Origin of the sequence: Tenacibaculum piscium, assembly GCF_021390755.1 — a bacterium.
Taxonomy (GTDB): Bacteria; Bacteroidota; Bacteroidia; order Flavobacteriales; family Flavobacteriaceae; genus Polaribacter; species Polaribacter piscius.
This window is the reverse complement of sequence record NZ_JAJGWR010000003.1, coordinates 18,774-39,666: the sequence shown is the minus strand read 5'-3', so window position 1 is coordinate 39,666 and position 20,893 is coordinate 18,774. Positions and strand designations below refer to the sequence as shown.

At 31.0% G+C, this 20,893-nt stretch carries 17 protein-coding genes; 6 read left to right on the top strand and 11 right to left on the bottom strand.

Going from position 1 to position 20,893, the window contains the following annotated elements; translation table 11 throughout:
* Positions 1-49 precede the first annotated feature (49 nt).
* The 3 genes from L0U72_RS06395 to htpG all read right to left on the bottom strand — a co-directional run bounded on the left by L0U72_RS06395 (position 50) and on the right by htpG (position 4,780).
* Positions 50-778 carry a DUF2927 domain-containing protein gene (locus L0U72_RS06395; RefSeq protein WP_193699788.1) on the bottom strand — a complete coding sequence of 243 codons (729 nt, stop codon included), beginning with the start codon at positions 776-778 and terminating at the stop codon, positions 50-52.
* 1,172 nt (positions 779-1,950) lie between these two features.
* Complete coding sequence (locus L0U72_RS06390; protein ID WP_233898696.1) at positions 1,951-2,778, bottom strand: zinc metalloprotease; 828 nt, start codon at positions 2,776-2,778, stop codon at positions 1,951-1,953.
* Between the two features lie 88 nt (positions 2,779-2,866).
* Entirely contained in the window at positions 2,867-4,780 is a 1,914-nt protein-coding gene (gene htpG, locus L0U72_RS06385; protein WP_233898695.1) for a molecular chaperone HtpG, read from the bottom strand.
* A gap of 184 nt (positions 4,781-4,964) precedes the next feature.
* Here htpG and L0U72_RS06380 point away from each other — a divergent pair, with 184 nt between their 5' ends.
* Positions 4,965-5,972 (top strand): 3-oxoacyl-ACP synthase III family protein, encoded by a 1,008-nt coding sequence (locus L0U72_RS06380; RefSeq protein WP_193699791.1) that lies wholly within the window; start codon positions 4,965-4,967, stop codon positions 5,970-5,972.
* 115 nt (positions 5,973-6,087) lie between these two features.
* Here the strand turns inward: L0U72_RS06380 and L0U72_RS06375 are convergent, their stop codons facing one another.
* Entirely contained in the window at positions 6,088-8,565 is a 2,478-nt protein-coding gene (locus L0U72_RS06375; protein WP_233898694.1) for a TonB-dependent receptor domain-containing protein, read from the bottom strand.
* A 126-nt stretch (positions 8,566-8,691) separates the two neighbouring features.
* Here L0U72_RS06375 and L0U72_RS06370 point away from each other — a divergent pair, with 126 nt between their 5' ends.
* Entirely contained in the window at positions 8,692-9,054 is a 363-nt protein-coding gene (locus L0U72_RS06370) for a CoA-binding protein (protein WP_233898693.1), read from the top strand.
* Here the strand turns inward: L0U72_RS06370 and L0U72_RS06365 are convergent.
* From L0U72_RS06365 to pyrR, 5 genes are read right to left on the bottom strand one after another with little or no spacing between them, the layout of a single operon-like run.
* On the bottom strand, positions 9,051-9,974 hold the full coding sequence (locus L0U72_RS06365) for a ribonuclease Z (RefSeq protein WP_233883427.1): 924 nt from the start codon (positions 9,972-9,974) through the stop codon (positions 9,051-9,053). The two genes, L0U72_RS06370 and L0U72_RS06365, sit on opposite strands and share 4 nt — an antisense overlap.
* A gap of 38 nt (positions 9,975-10,012) precedes the next feature.
* Positions 10,013-10,351, bottom strand: coding sequence for a T9SS type A sorting domain-containing protein (locus tag L0U72_RS06360; protein WP_193699792.1), 339 nt, complete (start codon positions 10,349-10,351; stop codon positions 10,013-10,015).
* Between the two features lie 44 nt (positions 10,352-10,395).
* Positions 10,396-10,728 carry a ribonuclease Z gene (locus tag L0U72_RS06355; protein WP_101916526.1) on the bottom strand — a complete coding sequence of 111 codons (333 nt, stop codon included), beginning with the start codon at positions 10,726-10,728 and terminating at the stop codon, positions 10,396-10,398.
* Between the two features lie 19 nt (positions 10,729-10,747).
* A complete protein-coding gene (locus tag L0U72_RS06350) occupies positions 10,748-11,683 on the bottom strand; it encodes an aspartate carbamoyltransferase catalytic subunit (RefSeq protein ID WP_101916814.1) in 936 nt (311 codons plus the stop codon).
* A gap of 25 nt (positions 11,684-11,708) precedes the next feature.
* Complete coding sequence (pyrR, locus tag L0U72_RS06345) at positions 11,709-12,263, bottom strand: bifunctional pyr operon transcriptional regulator/uracil phosphoribosyltransferase PyrR (RefSeq protein WP_101916525.1); 555 nt, start codon at positions 12,261-12,263, stop codon at positions 11,709-11,711.
* A gap of 173 nt (positions 12,264-12,436) precedes the next feature.
* On the opposite strand from pyrR, the gene L0U72_RS06340 reads away from it, so the two are divergent.
* Complete coding sequence (locus tag L0U72_RS06340; protein WP_233898826.1) at positions 12,437-14,329, top strand: SulP family inorganic anion transporter; 1,893 nt, start codon at positions 12,437-12,439, stop codon at positions 14,327-14,329.
* Between the two features lie 60 nt (positions 14,330-14,389).
* Here L0U72_RS06340 and L0U72_RS06335 read toward each other — a convergent pair whose 3' ends face one another.
* The gene (locus L0U72_RS06335) at positions 14,390-15,337 is read right to left on the bottom strand and encodes a LysR family transcriptional regulator (RefSeq protein WP_101916523.1); all 948 of its coding nucleotides are present in this window, start codon (positions 15,335-15,337) and stop codon (positions 14,390-14,392) included.
* A 141-nt stretch (positions 15,338-15,478) separates the two neighbouring features.
* Here L0U72_RS06335 and L0U72_RS06330 point away from each other — a divergent pair, with 141 nt between their 5' ends.
* A complete protein-coding gene (locus tag L0U72_RS06330) occupies positions 15,479-15,949 on the top strand; it encodes a Dps family protein (RefSeq protein WP_101916522.1) in 471 nt (156 codons plus the stop codon).
* A 134-nt stretch (positions 15,950-16,083) separates the two neighbouring features.
* Here the strand turns inward: L0U72_RS06330 and L0U72_RS06325 are convergent, their stop codons facing one another.
* Positions 16,084-16,920 carry a TerC family protein gene (locus L0U72_RS06325; RefSeq protein ID WP_101916521.1) on the bottom strand — a complete coding sequence of 279 codons (837 nt, stop codon included), beginning with the start codon at positions 16,918-16,920 and terminating at the stop codon, positions 16,084-16,086.
* Between the two features lie 517 nt (positions 16,921-17,437).
* Between L0U72_RS06325 and L0U72_RS06320 the strand changes: the two genes are divergently transcribed.
* Both L0U72_RS06320 and L0U72_RS06315 read left to right on the top strand, forming a co-directional pair.
* Positions 17,438-18,976 carry a PhoX family protein gene (locus L0U72_RS06320; protein WP_101916520.1) on the top strand — a complete coding sequence of 513 codons (1,539 nt, stop codon included), beginning with the start codon at positions 17,438-17,440 and terminating at the stop codon, positions 18,974-18,976.
* Positions 18,977-19,031: 55 nt separating this feature from the next.
* Entirely contained in the window at positions 19,032-20,879 is a 1,848-nt protein-coding gene (locus tag L0U72_RS06315; protein WP_233898692.1) for a cytochrome-c peroxidase, read from the top strand.
* Positions 20,880-20,893 lie beyond the last annotated feature (14 nt).

Sequence of the window (20,893 nt, the reverse complement as noted above, 5' to 3'; positions counted from 1 at the left end):
AATTTTTTAAAAAACCTCTTTGTTAAAATCAAAGAGGTTTTTTTTATAGTTAGAGTTGAATTTCTTTGTTTTGTAATAATTCTAAAATAATTGGTTTTATTTTATTGAAATCATCGCCTGATTTTATTTTTTGATGATATTTTATTTTAATGATTGCTTTATCGAAATCGGATAATTCATTGGCAGTTGTTACGGCACACATTACGGACTTAGGGCAATATTTTAGGCTACTATGTCCTAAACCTAAAAGGTGTCCTATTTCATGATATGTTAATTCGATATTCGTATTTTCTATCCAAATTCTACCTTTAGTAATAATTTTTTCATTTTGCGGATTTTCTTGTTTCCAAGTAGTTGTAGCGTATCCTTTGGTATTTTGGTCGGTTATATATCTTGGGATATCTTTCCATGTTTTTCCGACATTTTTTTTATTGGTTATAAGTAGGTGTACATTTGCGTTTTCAAAATCGTTTACGATTTTAATATTCATTCCATCGCTGAATAGTTTATTATAATTTCCGATTATTTTTTGTATATTTTCTTTGTATTCTTTAGTGATATTTCCGTCTAAGAAGAGTCGTATTTCTTTTTTCCATTTCAGATTTTCTGTATCAATAGCGACTTTTTGATATTCTTTTATTAGTTCGTTTTGTTTTTGGTTTAATTTATTTTGATTAATTTCATTTTCATCAATTTTACTAAAAATAGTTCCTTTATTACAAGAACTTATCAATAAAATGATTGCTATTTTGAGTATAATTTTTGTTATAATTTTCATGTTTTTGCTTTTTTATTAGTTTGATATTATTGTTCTTAATTTAAGAGCTTGTTTAAATTTTATTCCAAAATTTTTTGTAACATCAAAATAGGCATGACAAGGGGTTAAAACCCCTTGTTTTAAAAATAAAAATGCGTCAAACTGAATTTATTTCAGTTTCCCATCCTGATTTGCCACAGTTTTTAGCTTTTTTTAACAAGGGGTTTTAACCCCTTGCCGTTATTTTTTGCCACTATTTTTTTTCAGATGAAATTTAAACAGGCTCTTAGTTTGATATTATTGTTCTTAATTAAGAGCTTGTTTAAATTTTATTCCAAAAATTTTTGTAACATCAAAATAGTATGGCAAGGGGTTAAAACCCCTTGTTTTAAAAATAAAAATGCGTCAAACTGAATTTATTTCAGTTTCCCATCCTGATTTGCCACAGTTTTTAGCTTTTTTTAACAAGGGGTTTTAACCCCTTGCCGTTATTTTTTGCCACTATTTTTTTTCAGATGAAATTTAAACAGGCTCTTAGTTTGATATTATTGTTTTTTATTTAAGAGCCTGTTTAAATTTTATTCCAAAATTTTTTGTAACATCAAAATAGGCATGACAAGGGGTTAAAACCCCTTGTTTTAAAAATAAAAATGCGTCAAACTGAATTTATTTCAGTTTCCCATCCTGATTTGCCACAGTTTTCAGCTTTTTTTAACAAGGGGTTTTAACCCCTTGCCGTTATTTTTTGCCACTATTTTTTTTTCAGATGAAATTTAAACAGGCTCTTAGTTTGATATTATTGTTTTTTATTTAAGAGCCTGTTTAAATTTTATTCCAAAATTTTTTGTAACATCAAAATAGGCATGACAAGGGGTTAAAACCCCTTTTTTTTAAATAAAAATGCGTCAAACTGAATTTATTTCAGTTTCCCATCCTGATTTGCCACAGTTTTCAGCTTTTTTTAACAAGGGGTTTTAACCCCTTGCCGTTATTTTTTGCCACTATATTTTTTTCAGATGAAATTTAAACAGGCTCTAATAATAAACGATTTTTTTTGATAATTGATATAATTAATTGGTGAAATTAATCTATATAAATGGGAATTAAAAAAACCTCTTTGATTTTTACAAAGAGGTTTTTAAGTATTTTATTTTTGATAAGAGAAATAGTTAAATTTCGTTATAAACGAATTGTTATTTTTTGATTACAACTTCTTTTGTAAGTAATAATTTTTCAATAATAGGTTTCATTTCATCGAATGAAGTATCTGATTTTACATCAGAATGATAACGTATTTGTATCATTGCTTTATCAAAAGCGGATAATGTTTTAGCGCTTGGCACACCGCACATTACAGAAGTTGTACAATATTTTTGGCTACTATGTCCTAATCCTAAAACGTGTCCTAATTCATGAAATAATAATGAAATATCGCTACCTGTTTCTACCCAGATTCTACCTTCATTAATAATTTTTTCTCCGCCATAAGAGCTTGATGACCAAGAGGTAGTTCCGTATCCAATAGCACCGCCAACATAGCTATAAATATCTGACCAAAAAGAAGCTAATTCATTTTTCGTAGCATTGTATAAATGTACATTTGATTCCTTTGCTGTTTTTACGAGTTTAATTTTTGTTCCATCAGAAAATAATGGATTATAGGTATCTAAAACTTTATTTACGATTTTTTTGTATTCTTTGGTAATATTTCCATCTAAAAAGATTGCAATTTCTTTAGTCCATTTTAAATCATCAACAATAGTTTCATATTCTTGCATAAACTCTAGTTGTTCATTACTCAGGGTTTTATCAGTTTCAGAAGTTTCAGATTCGTCTGTTTTATCAGTTTCAGAAGTTTCGGATTCGTCTGTTTTATCAGTTTCAGAAGTTTCAGATTCCTCTACTTTATTAGTTTCAGAAATTTCAGATTCCTCTGCTTTATTAATAATAGTATCTTCACTACAAGAAAATATTATTAAGATTGTTAAAGAGCTGATTAAAAGTAACAGTAATTTTTTCATAATTAGGGGATATTTGTGTTATTTAAAGATGTAAAAACCTCTTTGTTATACAAAGAGGTTTTAAGTATTTATTTGTAGCGATTTGCGACTATTTAATAAGTTCGTACGAACGTTTGATAAAGTTTGTTAAAGCTTCACCATGTAAAAGATTTTGAGAAAGTTTTGCTAAATCAAAAGCTTGTGTAATGAGTTCTTTTTTCTTGTTATCATCAGCATTTAAGATTTCAGAAACTAATGGAGAATTTGTATTTACCACTAAATTATACATTTCAGGTAAATTCCCCATTCCCATCATTCCACCGCCACCACCAGAGGCTTGCATTTCTTTCATACGTCTCATAAATTCAGGGACAGTAATTAAAAATGGCGATGAATTAGAATCCATTGCTTCTAATTGTACGGTATATGTTTGTGAAGCAATTACGCCTTCAATAACAGGTTTTAAAGTAGCAACTTCTTCTTCTGATAATTTAGAAATAACCGCATCGTCTTTTTTGATTAAGTTATCGATAAAATCAGCATCTACACGAACAAACTGCACTTTTGTTTCACCTGCAGTTTCTAGTTTTTGCATTAAATGCGATACAATTGGCGAATCTAAAACGACAACTTCGTATCCTTTTGCGGTTGCTTCTTGAATATAACTGTGTTGTGCGTCTTTGTTAGAGGCGTATAAAACGATATGATTTCCGTCTTTATCGGTTTGATTATCTTTAGTTTTTTCGATTAATTCATCAAACGTAAAATAGCTATCGCTTACCGTTGGATATAGGGCAAATTTTTTGGCTTTATCAAAGAATTTATCTTCGGATAACATTCCGTATTCGATAATTACTTTGATATCGTTCCATTTTTGTTCAAAATCGGCTCTATCTTTTTTGAATAATGATGCTAATTTATCACCTACTTTTTTGGTGATATATCCTGATATTTTTTTAACAGCGCCATCGGCTTGTAATCCAGAACGAGAAACATTTAAAGGAATATCTGGCGAATCAATAACACCTTTTAGCATTTGTAAAAAGTCAGGAACAATTCCTTCTACGTTATCGGTAACATACACTTGGTTTTGATACAATTGGATTTTATCCTTTTGCATATCTAAGTTTTGTGTAAGTTTCGGGAAGAATAAAATACCAGTTAAGTTAAACGGATAATCTACATTTAAGTGAATATGAAATAACGATTCTTCAAATTGCATTGGATACAATTCTCTGTAAAAGTTGGTATAATCTTCATCATTTAAATCGGCAGGTGCTTTTGTCCAAGCTGGGTTTGTATTGTTGATGATATTATCAACTTCAATTTGTTTGTGTGGTTCAGTGGTTTCTTTTCCTTCTTCGTCTGTTGTTGTTTGAGGTGTAAATTCAGGGTCGTTTATTTTCTTCGTTCCAAATTTAATTGGCACTTGATTAAAACGGTTGTATTTATTCAACAAACCACCGATTTTACTTTCTTCTAAAAACTCTAAAGAATCTTCAGCGATATGCAAAATAATTTCTGTTCCTCGGTCAGTTTTGTCGTGAGGAACTAAGGTATATTCAGGAGAACCGTCGCACGTCCAATGTGCTGCTGGTTCGTCTTTAAATGATTTAGAAATTAAATCTACTTTATGAGCCACCATAAAAGCCGAATAAAAACCTAAACCAAAGTGTCCGATAACACCCGTTTCATTTTTATCGTCTTTATATTTTTCTAAAAATTCTTCGGCTCCAGAAAACGCAATTTGGTTGATATATTTTTCAACTTCATCGGCAGTCATTCCTAAACCTTGGTCTTTTATGGTGATGGTTTTTGCTTCTTTATCGATACTAATTTCAATTTTAGCATCGCCTAATTCGGTTTTTGCTTCCCCGATAGAAATTAAGTGTTTTAATTTAGTCGTTGCATCTGTTCCGTTAGAAATTAACTCACGTAAAAAAATTTCGTGATCAGAATACAAGAATTTTTTAATCAGTGGAAATATATTTTCTACCGACACATTAATACTTCCTTTGCTCATAATTATATATTTTGTTTGATTTACAGTTTATTTACTGATCTTATATAACAAAAAAAATACCAAAAGATGTTTGGAAGATATTTGGAACATATTTTATGACAAAATGACGTTTTTACTATTTTTTATGTTAAAATGGCTATTTTTGTAGGTACGCAAAACAACAGTTAAATACTAAAAAGTTAATATGTATAATTCAAAAATAACAGGATTAGGTTATTATGTGCCAGAAAATGTAGTTACAAATGATGATTTAAAGGAATTTATGGATACTTCTGATGAGTGGATTCAGGAGCGTACAGGAATTGAAGAACGTCGTTGGATAGATCCAAAATCAGGAGATACGACAGCGGTAATGGGTTTTAAGGCATCAAAAATAGCGATTGAGCGTTCGGGCTTACAAAAAGAGGACATTGATTTTATTGTTTTTGCAACCTTAAGCCCAGATATGTATTTTCCAGGTGGAGGTGTACAGGTGCAAGAAATGTTAGATTTACCAACAATTGGTGCGTTAGATATTCGCAATCAATGTTCGGGTTTTATTTATGCGATGTCAGTTGCCGATCAGTTTATTAAAACTGGTATGTACAAAAATATTTTGGTCATTGGTTCGGAAAATCATTCTGGCGGATTAGACAAATCAACCCGAGGAAGAAATGTTTCGGTAATTTTTGGAGATGGAGCAGGAGCAGCGGTTTTATCAAGAAGTGAAGAAAAGGGCAAAGGAATTTTATCGACACATTTACATTCAGAGGGGAAACACGCTAAGGAGCTGATGTTAGAAGGACCTTCAACAAGTCGTTGGGTTCCTGAACTTATCGCTAATAATAATCCTGAAGATGTTTCCTATTATCCATATATGAATGGGCAGTTTGTATTTAAACATGCGATTGGTCGTTTTTCAGAAGCGATTGTAGAAGGTTTGGAAGCAAATAATTTACAAAAAGAAGATATTGATATGTTAATTCCGCATCAAGCTAATTTACGTATTGCACAATTTATCCAGCAGAAATTTCAATTATCGGATGATAAGGTGTATAATAATATTATGAAATACGGAAATACTACGGCTGCATCTGTAATTATTGCTTTAACGGAAGCGTGGGAAAAAGGCAAAATTAAAGATAATGATGTCGTAGTTTTAGCGGCTTTTGGAAGCGGATTTACTTGGGGTTCTGTTATTATTCGTTGGTAATTATCAAATAATAATCGTAGGGGCAGACCTATGTGTCTGCCCTCTATTGATTGATTAATTGATTAATTGATTTCTGTATGATATTTTTGATAAAAATCAAAAAAATAAATGCGGATTACATAAAACCTCCTCCGCCATTTTTCTCGTTATTATCTCTATTTCTTCTACGTTTGGCTTTATTTTTTCCGCCACCAAATCTGTAATTAAAACCGATATAAGCGGTTCTACTTTCCCAGTTAAAAGTTCCTGTTTGGTTGTAGGGCGCTGTAGAATCGAAACTAAATTTCATTCCTTTAAAGATATCATTTACTTTTAGTGAAATATTTCCTTTTCCTTTTAGCACTTTATAACTTGCGCCTGTGTTTAGCATCCACATTGGTTTAATATCAAATTGTAAGCTTTTATTGGCACCTCTGTACATGGCAAATAATTGGAATCTTAATTTTTTTGATGCGGTAAAACTGTTACTTAATCGAGCGTTAAAGGCATTATTTTTTACTGATTTTTCACTTCCAGCCACGATTCCTTTTAATGTTTGTGCGTATAGGTCTACACTTGCGTTTGCTCTCCACCAATTTGTGAAGCTATAATTGCTCGACATTTCAAAACCGTAACGGTTATTTCCATTAAAATTTTGGTATGATTTTATTTGTCTTGTATCGGTATTATCGGCTGGATCTTTATATAGAACGGTTGCGATTTCGTCGGTAACTTTTCTATAAAAAGAACCAAAAGTAAGCGACCCTTTTTTAATTCTTCGGCTATAATTCACTTCAAAAGAGTTGGTGAATTGAGGTTTTAAAGTAGCATTTCCCACAGATGTAATTAGGGGAGTACTCCATTCTCTAATTGGGTTTACTTGTCCTATAAAAGGTCGATCAACTCTACGGCTGTAGCTTAGTTGGTATTGATTTTTTTCTGATGGATTAAACGTGAAAAATGCCGAAGGATAGATATTAAAAAGGTTATCAGAATATGGTTTTGTTTGATTTTTATTGGTAAATTTTCCTGTTACGTCATACTGTTCTAAACGTGCTCCTAACTGCATGGTTATTTTATTAAAAGTGTGTCCGTAGTTCACATATCCTGAAATAATATCTCTTTGATACTTAAAAGAACCGTTGCCGAGAGTTTCTATGATTGGTTTATTATTTGTGTCGAGTACTAAATTTCCTGTAGCATCTGTTTTATAACCATCTTGATTGGTTTTATTTGTATTTTCGGTTTCGTTGCTTCTGTATTCAACGCCAAGTTCTAGTTTTCCATTTTCTGAAATAGGATTGGTATAATCAAGATTTAATAAGGTATTATTTCTATCATTTTGAATCGTATTAAAATAATTCAGAAATTGATATTTAGGATTTGTATTGGCGATAAATGTTTCTTTATTGATTAATTTATCGGTGTTTTTGCTGTTTGAATAGGTTGCTTCAAATTCTAAATTATGTCCTTTTTTCTGAAAGTCAATTTTATAATTCATGTTATAACTTCCTGTATTATTTTCATTATCAGAAGTATTTGGAGCATTTGTGGTGAGTATATTTGTAGCGTCATATACTTTTGCGATACCATCTTTAAAAGAATCTGCTTTATTTTGTGTGGTATAAAAAGACAGGGTATTTTTATCATTGATATAAATATCGGCACCAAATTTTATTAAATAAGCGGTTTTTTCGCTATCGGATATAAATTTTTGTGAAGATGGATTATTCCCTCTTCTCGAGATTTCTCCATGATTGTGTCGTTTTCCGTTATTGTATCCTAAATTGGTATAGAAATTAACTTTTCCCGTTTTATAATTCATGTTTAAAGAACCGTTGTATCGGGTATTTTCGCCTTGTGTAATTCCTGTATTTATAGCGCCATTAAATCCGATATTTGCGCTTTTATGCAGTATTATATTGATAATTCCACTCATTCCTTCAGGGTTGTATTTTGCTGATGGATTGGTAATTAGTTCAATACTTTTAATAGATGTTGATGGAATTTGCTCTAATAATTGAGCGGTGCTCATATTGGTTGGTTTTCCATCAACTAAAACACGTACATTTGCGTTTCCACGTAGGCTTAATTCTCCTGATTGGCTATCAACACTTACCGATTGTACATTGTTTAAAAGTTCTGAAGCAGTTGCTCCTGATGAGGTTAGGTCTTTTCCAACGTTAATTACTTTTCTATCTACTTTTTGAGTTACGGTTGATGTTTCTGCTCTAATTTCGATTTCATCTAAAGCGGTACTATCTTCAGAAAGTGTGATTGTTTTTAAATTGATGTTATTATTTTTTCTGTTAATCAGAATGGATTTAGAAATTGTTTTGTATCCGATAAATTGAATTTCTACGATATTTTTTCCAGCGGGAATACTTTTGATAAGGAAATTTCCAGCGTCATTGGTGATGCCTCCTGTTATAATTTTATTGGCAGTATTTTTGATAATAATATTTACATATGGCAAGGGTTCTTTTGATGCTTGGTCGATTATTTTTCCAGAAATAACGCCTATTTTGGGTATTTTAGTTTGATTTTTTTGAGCAAATAAAGGGTTATTAAATGCTGTAAAAATCATAAAAATCAATAGAAATAATTTTTTCATTTTGTAAGTTTTGTTAATTTTTGGTTGCTTGTTATTATTTTCTAATTTATTTTTGATACTTACTAGACTCGTAATAAGGTGTTTTTGTTACAGAGTTGAGCCTTGTTTAACAAAAGATTAACAATTATGAATAAAAAAACATTAGTATTAGGAGCTTCTTTAAATCCTGTAAGGTATTCAAATAAAGCGATTGAAAGATTGGTTGCTGCTCAAATTAAAACGGTTGCTATTGGTTTAAGAAGTGGGAGCGTAGCTGGAGTGATTATTGAAACAGAAAAAATAGCATTTACTGCTGTTGATATAGTTACTTTATATTTAAATCCCGAACGTCAAAAAGGGTATTATTCTTATATAATTTCATTAAAACCTAGGCGTGTTATTTTTAATCCAGGAACAGAGAATAAGGAGTTTTACGCCCTTTTATCAGCCAATAAAATTGACTATGAGATTGCCTGTACTTTGGTTTTATTAGCTACAAATCAATTTTAATTTTTATAGGAATATTGCTCGCCAGCTTTTGCTAATTCGACATTTTCAAAAACAGTTTGTGCTTCATCTTTAAAGTCTTGAATATTTGCATATCTGCTAGAATAATGTCCAATAATTAGTTTTTTTACATTTGCTAATTTGGCGATATTTCCTGCTTGTTCGGCAGTAGAATGTTTTGTTTTGTCGCATAAATCTTCTCTATCTTTTAAAAATGTAGCTTCATGATACAGTAAATCTACATTTTTAATAATAGGTACGATAGCTGGTTTGTACGCAGTATCGCTACAAAAAGCGTAGCTTTTTGGTTTTGGCGGATCAATTGTCAATTCCGAATTTGGCACAATTTCGCCTGTCGATAATGTAATATCTTTTCCTGCTTTTATATGATGATAATCGGCAGTATTTATTTCGCCGTCATATAATTCGATATTTCCGATATGTAATTTTCGTGGTTTTTCTTTTTCTTTGAATAAGAAACCGTTGGTATAAACCCGATGATTTAAAGGAATTGTATGTACGGTAACTTTATCATCTTCAAAAATAAGCTCACTTTCTTTGGACGTTAATTCATGAAAAACAATAGCATATCGTGTCCATGATTTTGTTAATTTTAATTGGAGAACGGTAATTTCTTTAATTCCTTTTGGTCCATAAATATGGAGTTCTTTTTCTCGGTTTAAAATTCCGAAAGTTGCAATAAGTCCGATTAATCCAAAGAAATGATCGCCATGTAAATGAGAAATAAAGATATGATTGATTTTAGAAAAACCAATTTTATATTTTCGTAATTGTCTTTGCGTACCTTCGCCACAATCGATTAAAAAATGTCGATTATTGATTTCTAAATATTGAGAGGTCGGGTGTGCATTTACTCTTGGCGTTGCCGAATGACATCCTAAAACAGTTACTTGTAAACTCATTTATAATGGATAATTTATAATTTTGTTATTTTATAATTTTATTTAATTATAAATCGTTTTGAAAGCACATCTTTATTGCTTTGAATTGCATAAATATACATTCCTGATTTTAAATCGTTACGTTCAAAAGGAATGGCATTGCGTCCATTTTGCAGGTTAATTTGTTTGGAATACACTGTTTTACCGAGTATATTTCGAACGGTTAACGTACTATTTTGATTGTTTTTAGCATCGATAAAAATGGTTGTTTTATTAACAAAAGGATTTGGCGAGGCTATTAATTTATCAATAGATTTTTGTTCAAATTTCTTTTGAGAGAAACTAGAAAAACTAGAAAATGTTGTTAATAAGAATATAAAAAGTAGTTTTTTTACCATAGATGTTCCTTTTAAAGTGTTAATAAAAGCATTAAATTTTTAGGTTAAAAACCTAATTCACGTTGCATATTTTCCATATCGATTACATCTTGTGCTTCCTCTAAAGTGGGAACAATATTGAGTATTTCTGGAAAATCGTCAATAGCTATATTTTTTACTACTATCACAAAAGACGTACCATTTTGTTGATGTAATTCAGCGTATTTCAAAAATAACAAAATATTTTCTTTAGATGGGCTAAAATCAGCTAAAGTTTCAACAATAATATGATTGTTTTGATATTTAACGTATTCTTTTTCAAAAGATAAGAAAAAATCAGTACAATTATTTTCTTGAGAACTAATGAATATATAATTTGTTTTGTCTTGAATTTTCATGATAAATAATGAGGGAAATTTAGGCTCTTTTTATTTGCTGTGCTAATAAATAGATAACTGCCATACGTACGGCAACACCATTTTCTACCTGATTTAAAATAATTGCTTGTTTACTATCGGCAACATCACTGGTTAATTCTACGCCACGATTTATAGGGCCAGGGTGCATAATTACAATATCTTTATGTAGGCTGTCTAAAATTTCACGATTAATCCCAAAAAGTTGTGTATATTCTCTAGTTGATGGAAAATATTTAATATCCATTCGTTCGTGTTGCACTCGTAAAACATTGGCAACATCGCACCAAGCAAGGGCTTTTTTCAAATCGGTTTCAACTTGAACGCCTAAACTTGAAATATATCGAGGAATTAGTGTCGTTGGACCACAAACTTTTACTTCTGCGCCTTGTAATTGCAACGCAAAAATATTTGATAAGGCTACTCTTGAGTGTAAAACATCGCCAACAATTACGATTTTTTTGCCTTTTAAGTTGCTATTTAATGCTTCACGCATTGAAAAACTATCTAATAATGCTTGGGTTGGATGTTCATGTGTTCCATCACCAGCATTAATAATTTTCGCATCTACATGTCTTGATAGAAAAATTCCTGCACCTACACTTGCATGACGCATCACTACAATATCCACTTTCATGGCTAAAATATTGTTTACCGTGTCAATTAATGTTTCTCCTTTTTTTACGGATGATTGTCCAGCGGAAAAATTAATAACATCGGCAGATAAACGTTTTTCTGCAAGTTCGAAAGATAATTTAGTACGGGTACTATTTTCAAAAAATAAATTTGCAATCGTAATATCTCTAAGAGAAGGAACTTTTTTTATCGGTCTATTGATAACTTCTTTAAAATGAGAAGCAGTTTCAAAAATAAGCTCTAAATCGGTTTTGTTAAGGTATTTAATACCTAGTAAATTCTCAACGCTTAACTGCTTCATTTTTAGTTGTTTTTTATAATCATAATTAAACAAGCTTTGTGGGCTTGGTTTCTATATAAATCGTGTCTTCTTTGTAATTTTCCAACCAATTAACCACTACTTTTTCTTGATTAATAGCATCTACTTGTCGTCCTCTATAATTGGGTTGTATTGGTAAATGTCGGCTAAAACGGCGGTCGATTAAAACTAATAATTCAATATTTTCGGGTCTTCCGTACGATTCAAGTGCCGTTAAAGCACTTCGCACGCTTCTTCCTGAATAAAGTACATCATCAATTAAGACTACTTTTTTTCCTTCAATTAAAAAATCAATATTCGTTGATGTTGCCTCTAAAGGTTCGTTTCTTCTACGAAAATCATCTCGATAAAAAGTAATGTCTAAAAAACCTAATTGTAAATTTTTAATCTGATATTCATCGGTTAATAGTGTTGCAAGTCGGTTGGCTAAATACGTTCCTCTTGGTTGAAGTCCTATTAAAACGGTATTCGAAAAATCAGTATGATTCTCGATTAACTGACAAGCTAAACGATGCAGAATAATTTCAATTTCCTTTGAAGTAAGTAGTGTTTTCCTGCTCATAATTTGCGCTCAAATTGGCTTGGTAAATTCGAGGGTCAAAAATAAACCAAAAAAATTAGTACGCAAAATTAAACTCTAAATAATAAATCAGAATCTTAAACTTGGATTATCCTGAAATTATATCAATAAAATTATCTTTACATTTGCCAACTTTTACCAAAATGTAATTTATGATGATGAAATACCTTAAAAATAAGAATATTAACATTAAAGATGATACGTTAGCAGGTATTACGGTTTCTTTAGCGATGATTCCCGAAGTGGTTGCTTTTGCTTTCGTGGCTCAAATCAGCCCAATTGTAGCCTTGTTTGGAGCGTTTGTAGTCGGGATTGTATCGGCTATTTTTGGCGGAAGACCAGGACTTATTTCAGGAGCTGCAGGGGCAGTTGCTGTAATTTTTGTAAACATGATTCAAGAAGGACACGCCAAAGGATTATTGTTCGAAAATCCTGTGGAAAATATGGGATATTTTTATTTGTTATCCGCCGTGGTTTTAATGGGGATTATACAAATATTTGCGGGTGTTTTTAAGCTCGGAAAATTTGTACGATTAATCCCACATCCAGTAATGATGGGATTTGTAAACGGATTGGCGATTGTTATTTTTATGGCACAATTAGGAATGTTTACAGAAAATACCAAAGATTTTTTCGGACAAAATAAACGAAACACACAAACCAAAGAATTGGTGTATACTGTTGTTGATAATCAAGTAAAAGATGTGTTATCAGGAACTGTTTTATATACAATTAATGAAAAATCAGTAATTAATCATCAAACGAAATCAGCAGATTTTATTATTTCTGATGGGCAAGTTTTTAATCCGATAACTAAAAAAGTTATTTTCAATGTAAAAGAAGACGGTTTTTATTCGGTAAAAGATGTTGGTGTTGTAAAATCGGCAATGCAAGGCGAAAAACTTTATATAATGATTGGTTTGGTTTTATTAACCATGCTTATCGTTTGGGGATTGCCAAAAATAACCACCAAAATTCCTGCGGCTTTAACCGCTATTTTGATTGTTACCTTAATTTCGATTTTTAGTGGAATTTCATCAATAAATGTTGGTGATTTTATTCGAGATGGAGGCGGTGCAGGTTTAAATGGAATTGATGAATTATCAAAAAAACTAAACGTTTTAGAACTTTGGAGTAATCTACCATTCAATTTAGATACCCTAAAATTCATTGCTCCGTATGCGTTTTTAGCGGCTTCGGTTGGTTTAATCGAAACTTTAATGACCATGAATTTAGTCGATGAATTAACAGAAACTAGAGGAAACGGAAATAAAGAATGTATCGCACAAGGTGCTGGAAATATGTTAAGTGGATTTTTTGGAGGAACTGGAGGTTGCGGTATGATTGGACAAACGGTAATTAATATCAATGCAGGAGGACGTGGACGTTTATCAGGCGTAATGATGTCGTTAACCTTACTAACGTTTATTTTATTTGCTGATAAATATATCGAACAAGTGCCAATTGCCGCCTTAGTTGGCGTTATGTTTATGATGGTTATCGAAACTTTTGCATGGTCGAGTTTTCGAATTATGAAAAAAATTCCAGCCTCAGATGCCTTTGTTTTAATTATTGTATCGGCGGTAACCGTGTTTTTTGATTTAGCAATTGCCGTATTTGTTGGAGTTATTATCTCTGCATTATCATTTGCTTGGTCGAGCGCTAAGAAAATTAGAGCCAGAAAACGTGTAAAATCAGACGGTACGAAAGTTTATGAAATTTGGGGTCCTTTATTCTTTGGAAGTATCACCGAATTTAACGATAAATTTGATATTAAAAACGATCCTCAAAATGTAGAAATTGATTTTGTTGAATCTCGAATTTCAGATCATTCGGCGTTAGAAGCCGTGTTTTTATTGGTTGAAAAATATCAAACAGCAGGAAAAATAATTAAACTAAAACACCTAAGCCAAGATTGTAAAGTGTTGATGTACAAAGCAAGTGATACCTTTAAAAATGTAATCATTGAAGATGTTGATGATCCTCGCTATCATTTAGCCGAAAATCCTGAAGCATTTCCAAAACCGTTATCAGAATATAAGTTTTAAGTGTTTACTAAAAATAAAGCTAAAAAATCCCGCAAGTAATTGCGGGATTTTTTTATCAAATTAGATGTTATTTTTTTGTATCGGACTGATAACTTTAATATCATTAAAAGTAATTGCACCTCGTATTACGCTATCAATCGTTGTTTTTAAAGCGTTTATTAACTGCATTTTAAGTTGCGATTTATGATAAATTAAACTCACTTCTCTAGCAGGTGAAGGTGTTTCAAATTCTCTTAAATTTTGTTTATCAGCATCATTTAAATCAAGGGTGTTTAAATAAGGCAATAATGTCATTCCTAAACCATCTTTTGATAATTTTATCAACGTATCAAAACTGCCACTTTCTAATTGAAAACGATGTGTCGAACTCTTTTTTGATGTTTTACATAAATTCAAAATACTGTTTTTAAAACAATGACCATCCTCCAATAATAGAATATCGTCAAGCTCTAAATCATCAACTTTAATTTTGTTTTTTTGAAATAAACGATGCTTATCAGGAATTAATCCTACAAAAGGTTCGTAATACAAAACACGCTCTTTTATAAAATCATTTTCTAAAGGAGTCGCTGCCAAACCTGCATCAATATGACCATCAGTTAGTTTTCTGATGATTTCTTCCGTGGTTAATTCTTCAATAATTAATTGAACTTTTGGATACTTTTTGTTAAAAGTTTTTAAAAACATCGGTAAAAGCGTGGGCATCACCGTAGGGATAATTCCAAGTTTAAATTCACCACCAATAAAACCTTTTTGCTGATGTACAATATCTAAAAGACGATTGCTTTCATCAACAATAACTTTCGCTTGTTCCAAGATTTTTTTGCCAATTTCCGTTAATTGAATTGGCTTTTTAGAACGATTAAATATTTTAGCCTCTAATTCATCTTCTAATTTTTGAATTTGCATACTCAAAGTAGGTTGTGTAACAAAACAATGTTCAGCAGCGATGGTGAAATTTTGATGCTCAGCAACCGCTAACGTATATTTTAATTGTGTAATGGTCATGGTATCAGTTTTTTTGATAAAGATATTAAAACTATCAATAACAATTATAGTTTTTATCAGTTATTTGAACGTACTTTTGATATATCAGAAAAAAGAATGTAAATAACAATTTTTTAAAAATAATACTTAAAAAACAACACTATGAACACAACAGCTTTAGGATTAGACAGTAAAAAATCAAAAAAATTAGCCAAAGAATTAAATGTTTTATTAGCTAATTTTCAAGTGTATTATCAAAATGCAAGAGGATTACATTGGAATATCAAAGGAAAAAACTTCTTTGAATTACACGTTAAATTTGAAGAATTATATACCGATGCACAAGTAAAAGTCGATATGATTGCCGAACGAATCTTAACATTACAAGCAACGCCGTTGCATACTTTCGAAGATTACACCAAAACAGCAACTGTTTCTGTAGGCAAAAACATCAATAAAGATGTAGAAGCTGTACAATTAATTGTTGATTCTTTATCAGAATTATTAAAAATTGAACGAACTATTTTGGAAATCGCCGACCAAGCAAATGATGAAGGTACAAATTCAATGATGAGTGACTTTATCGCCGAACAAGAAAAAACAATTTGGATGTTAAACGCATGGTTATCTTAAAATCATCTTAAAGATATCTTATGTTTTTTATCGAAATTATAAAATCTTATAATTTCAAAATAAATCAAAATAATTAAAAATAAAAAAGGCAATTTATTAAAAATTGCCTTTTTTTGGTTTTAAATAATTCAAAATTATTTTTGAGAAGTATCAGCTTCTTGAACTGAATTTATCGTGTTCTCCGCAAGTATTTTCTTCTGATAACTTCCCTGAACAACATCAACAATAATTAAAATTGCCAATATAAAATAAAAGGTCGTTTTGCTCATCGGTACAATTTCATTGCCAAATAATTTGATATGTGCCAAATGTCCGCCTTCGGTAATCAGCATAATTCCTACGATAAAAAGAATAAATAATCCTAAGACTTCATACATTCGGTTTTTTGCCAAAAAAGTAGCGATTTTATCGGCTAAAATAAGCATCAATAATCCGCTAATTACAATCGCAATTGCCATAACAATAAAGGCGGTAGTGCTATTTTTTAAATCGCTCGTTAGACCGATTGCCGCTAAAATAGAATCAAAAGAAAAAACTAAATTCATTAAAACAATACTCGCAATGACCGCATTTGATGATTTTGTCCTTTTTGAACTTGAATTTCCATCGATATCATGTGATAAATTATTTTTACCAATCATGTGCCAAATTTCTTTTATCGCCGTATATAAAATAAATGCACCGCCCAATAACACAATAATACTGTGTCCGTTAAAAGCAAAATGAATAACATTTTTAATGCCGCCGCTTAAAAATGAAAAAGGTTCTTGAAAAAAATCAATAATAGAAACTAACACAAAAAGCAATACGATTCTTAAAATAATAGCGATTAAAATACCCGTTTTTCGTACTTTTTTTTGAGCAGCTATCGGGGCTTTTTTAGATTCTAAAGAAATATATAATAAATTATCAAAGCCTAAAACAGCTTGTAATAAAATTAACATTAATAAGGTAAAAAGGATTCCTAGCATAATAATTTAAATTAATTAGTGTGGTTTATGTTTGTTTTAGATGATTTTTAAAGCGTCAAAGATATTAATAAACAAGGCTAAAATAATTTAAAAATTATGAGCCTGTTTAAATTTTATTCCAAAAATTTTTGTAACGTCAAAATAGGCATGACAAGGGGTTAAAACCCCTTGTTTTAAAAATAAAAATGCGTCAAACTGAATTTATTTCAGTTTCTCATCCTGATTTGCCACAGTTTTTAGCTCTTTTTAACAAGGAATTTTAACCCCTTGCCGTCATTTTTTACCACTATATTTTTTTCAGATGAAATTTAAACAAGCTCTTAACATATTAATAGCTCTATAATTTAGAATCAATCCAATTATTTAAGTTCTCTTAATAAAATTTACATTTTAATGACCTGTTCTTAAACTAGCATCACCGTAAGTTTTACAAACGAGCCTTTAATTTGTAACATCAAAAAAACGATAGCGAATCATAAATTATCAAATAAAACTTAAATATAACTACCTAACTACAATGAAAAATTTAAAATTAAGTGTAATTGCTTTATTAACGATCTCTTTAAGTGTTGCGACATTTACTTCTTGTGCCGATGGAGTAGACGGTACCAATGGTATTGATGGAATCAACGGTGAAAATGGAAAAGACGGAAAAGATGGAACTAACGGAGATCAAGGAGATGATGCAACAACCTATTTAACGGCTTCTAAAACACCCAACTTTTTAAAAGTTAAAAATGAATTTATCGGCTTAAAAATTACGCCAATCTTATCATCAGAAGATGTAATTCCAAATTCGCCAGACTTTATATACGGTTCTATGGCTGATGGTGCTGGTTTATTACCAGAAGCAGATGGTACTTATACATTAATCAATAATATTGAAGCTGATTATTCAATCGCTAGAATTAAATTAAATAAAAATTTAAGACCAGTATCAGCAGAATATATTTTAAATGCAAAAGCAACAGGAGAAACAGCACAATGTTCTGGTTCTATGATTACACCACAAGAACACGGTTTCGGTCCTTTATATTTATCAGGAGGTGAATGGGGTGGTGCTTCAAAAGGAGTTTTTGCTACCGATCCTTATAAAGATTCAAAAACAGCAAGTACTGGAAAAATGCTAACCGCAATGGGACAATGGTCTACAGAAAATGCGGTAGTTATTGGTAAAGATGCGTATGCAGATAAAACAGTCGCTTTTATTGGTGATGATAATGCTGATAACAACGTGCCATCAGGACAATTAGGAATGTATGTTGGAAATAGAGGTGATTTAGAAACTGGAAAATTATACGGTTTAAAAGTAACAACTCCTGGCGTAACTTACGAAGTAGATATGAAACAAGGAACACAATATGATGTGGAATTTGTAGAATTAGCCGAAAAAGAAATCAACGCTTTAGATGCCGAATGTAAAACTAAAGGTGTTATGGGCTTCTCTAGGTTAGAAGATATTGACTGGAGAAGAGGTTCTGCTGCCAATAATAGAGAAATTTATTTTGCTGTAACAGGACGTAATAAACCAGGTTTAGTAGGAAAAGGATCTATTTTAGGACGTGTTTACAAAGTAGTTTTAAATGAAAACGATCCAACAGGAAAAGCCAAAATTACCTGTGTATTAGATGGTGATATCAAAGGAGGAAAAGCAGATGGTTTCCATTCTCCTGATAATATCGTAGTTACTGAAAACTATGCGTATATTCAAGAAGATCCTAACGGATATGCCTCTGAAAATTCTGCTATTGTTGGATATTCTAAATTATATCAATACAATTTAGCAACTGGAGTTGTGAAAACAGTATTAGAATGCGACCAAGAAAGAGGTGAAACTTTAGGATATGGAAAAATGTCTAAATATTGGGAAATTACTGGAATGATTGATGTTACTGATATCGTAAATAATGGAAAATCATCATTTTTAGTAATCACACAAAACCACGGATGGGAACCTGCTGATGGAACTTCTTTTACTGATCCAAACGCAAATACCGATTTAGCGAATAGAAAAGAAGGTTCTGTTTTACATTTAATTACAGGATTAGAAAGATAAAATATTATCAAAAATTATAGAAAATTATAAAAAATTATTATAGAATACTATCAAAATGAAAGACTTATACAGTCAAGCATTCTGTAAAGCTAAGACATACATTCGTGTATGTCTTTTGCTTTTATTAGTCGCTTGTAATCAAAAATCAACAAAATACCAAGCTGTTAACAATTCTTTAAATTCATCAAATTCTTCAGATACCTATTTTTCAGATAGTATTCAAAAAATATATGTCGAAAATCTGAATATTACTATCAAAAATTTAGATAGCATCGAAATAAAAGAAATTGATATAAAGAAAAAACAAGCATACTATGGCATCGCTCGTAAATATTTTAAACGCTTAGAACCAATCTTAGCTTTTTCTGATAAAAATAATTACAAATCGCTAAACGCACCCAATATTGTAAGCGTAAAAGGAGAAGCAAGTAACGATACACGCGTTATGCAACCTATCGGTTTTCAAGTGATAGAAGAAGCAATTTATCAAAAAAATATCGATACCGTATTGTTGAAAAGAGCGGTAACCGTTACAAGAAATCGTTTAAAATTAATCCGAAAAAATGTCGCGTTAAACTTAAAATCATACCATGTGATGTGGCTGATTAGAGACCAAATTACACGAATCGCTACCACAGGAATTACAGGATTTGATTCACCAGTTTTAAATCAATCATTGCAAGAAAGTTCATATACTTATGGAACAATTTTAGAAATTCTGCAAGTGCATCAACAGAAATTTAGCAATAAAAAATTATTGACCAAATTAGAAACAACCGTTAAAAATGCTCAAAAAGATTTAAATCATGATTTCGATACTTTTGACCGATTCACATTTATACAAAAACATACAAATCCGCAGTTAAAATTATTGCTTGAAATTCAAAAAGATTGGAACGTAAAATATCCTTTTGAAATGGCATTATCCAACAATATGGCAACACTTTTTTCTGATAAAACATTGAATTTAGATTATTTTTCAGACCATTTAAGCGATACGACACAATTAGCAGAAAAAATAATTTTTGGAAAGCAATTATTTAATGATCCATCACTTTCTAAAAAGTACGATATGGCGTGTGCAACCTGTCATGTTAAAGATTTAGCATTTACCGATGGTCGAAAAAAATTTAATGATGCACAACAACGAAATACGCCAACATTAACGTACGCATCGTATCAACGAGATTTTTTTATGGATGCTAGAGCAGGAAGTTTAGAAGGACAAATTATTGGTGTTGTTGAAAATCATAATGAATTTAATATGACCATGGATTCTGTGATACAACGAGTTTTGAAAAATCAAAAGTATCAAAAATCATTGGCGACTTTATATCAAAAAAATCAAAATAATGGTCGCAATATACGACACGCTATTGCTTCTTATATCAGAACTTTAAATTCGTTCAATTCAAAGTTTGATAAAAATATCCGAGGTGAAGAAAAAACATTAACTGCCGATGAACAACGAGGTTTTAATCTATTTATGGGAAAAGCCTTGTGTGCAACTTGTCATTTTCCGCCTGTTTTTAACGGAACGGTACCGCCAAATTACAACGATACAGAACTCGAGTTTATAGGCGTTCCTGAAACAATCGACACAAAAAATCCTGTATTATCTTCCGATTTAGGACGCTATAATTTATATAAAACCGAAGAACGAAAACACTTTTTTAAAACACCAACGATCAGAAATATCAATAAAACTGCACCGTATATGCATAATGGCGTATATCAAACATTAGCCGAAGTGATGGATTTTTATAACAAAGGAGGCGGTGTTGGTTTAGGGATTCATAATGAATATCAAACCTTGCCATTTGATAGTTTAAGTTTATCAAAAAAAGAAGTACTACAAGTTATCGATTTTATGAAAACACTAAGCGATGAAAATAATGAGTAATCTTAAACAGTTTC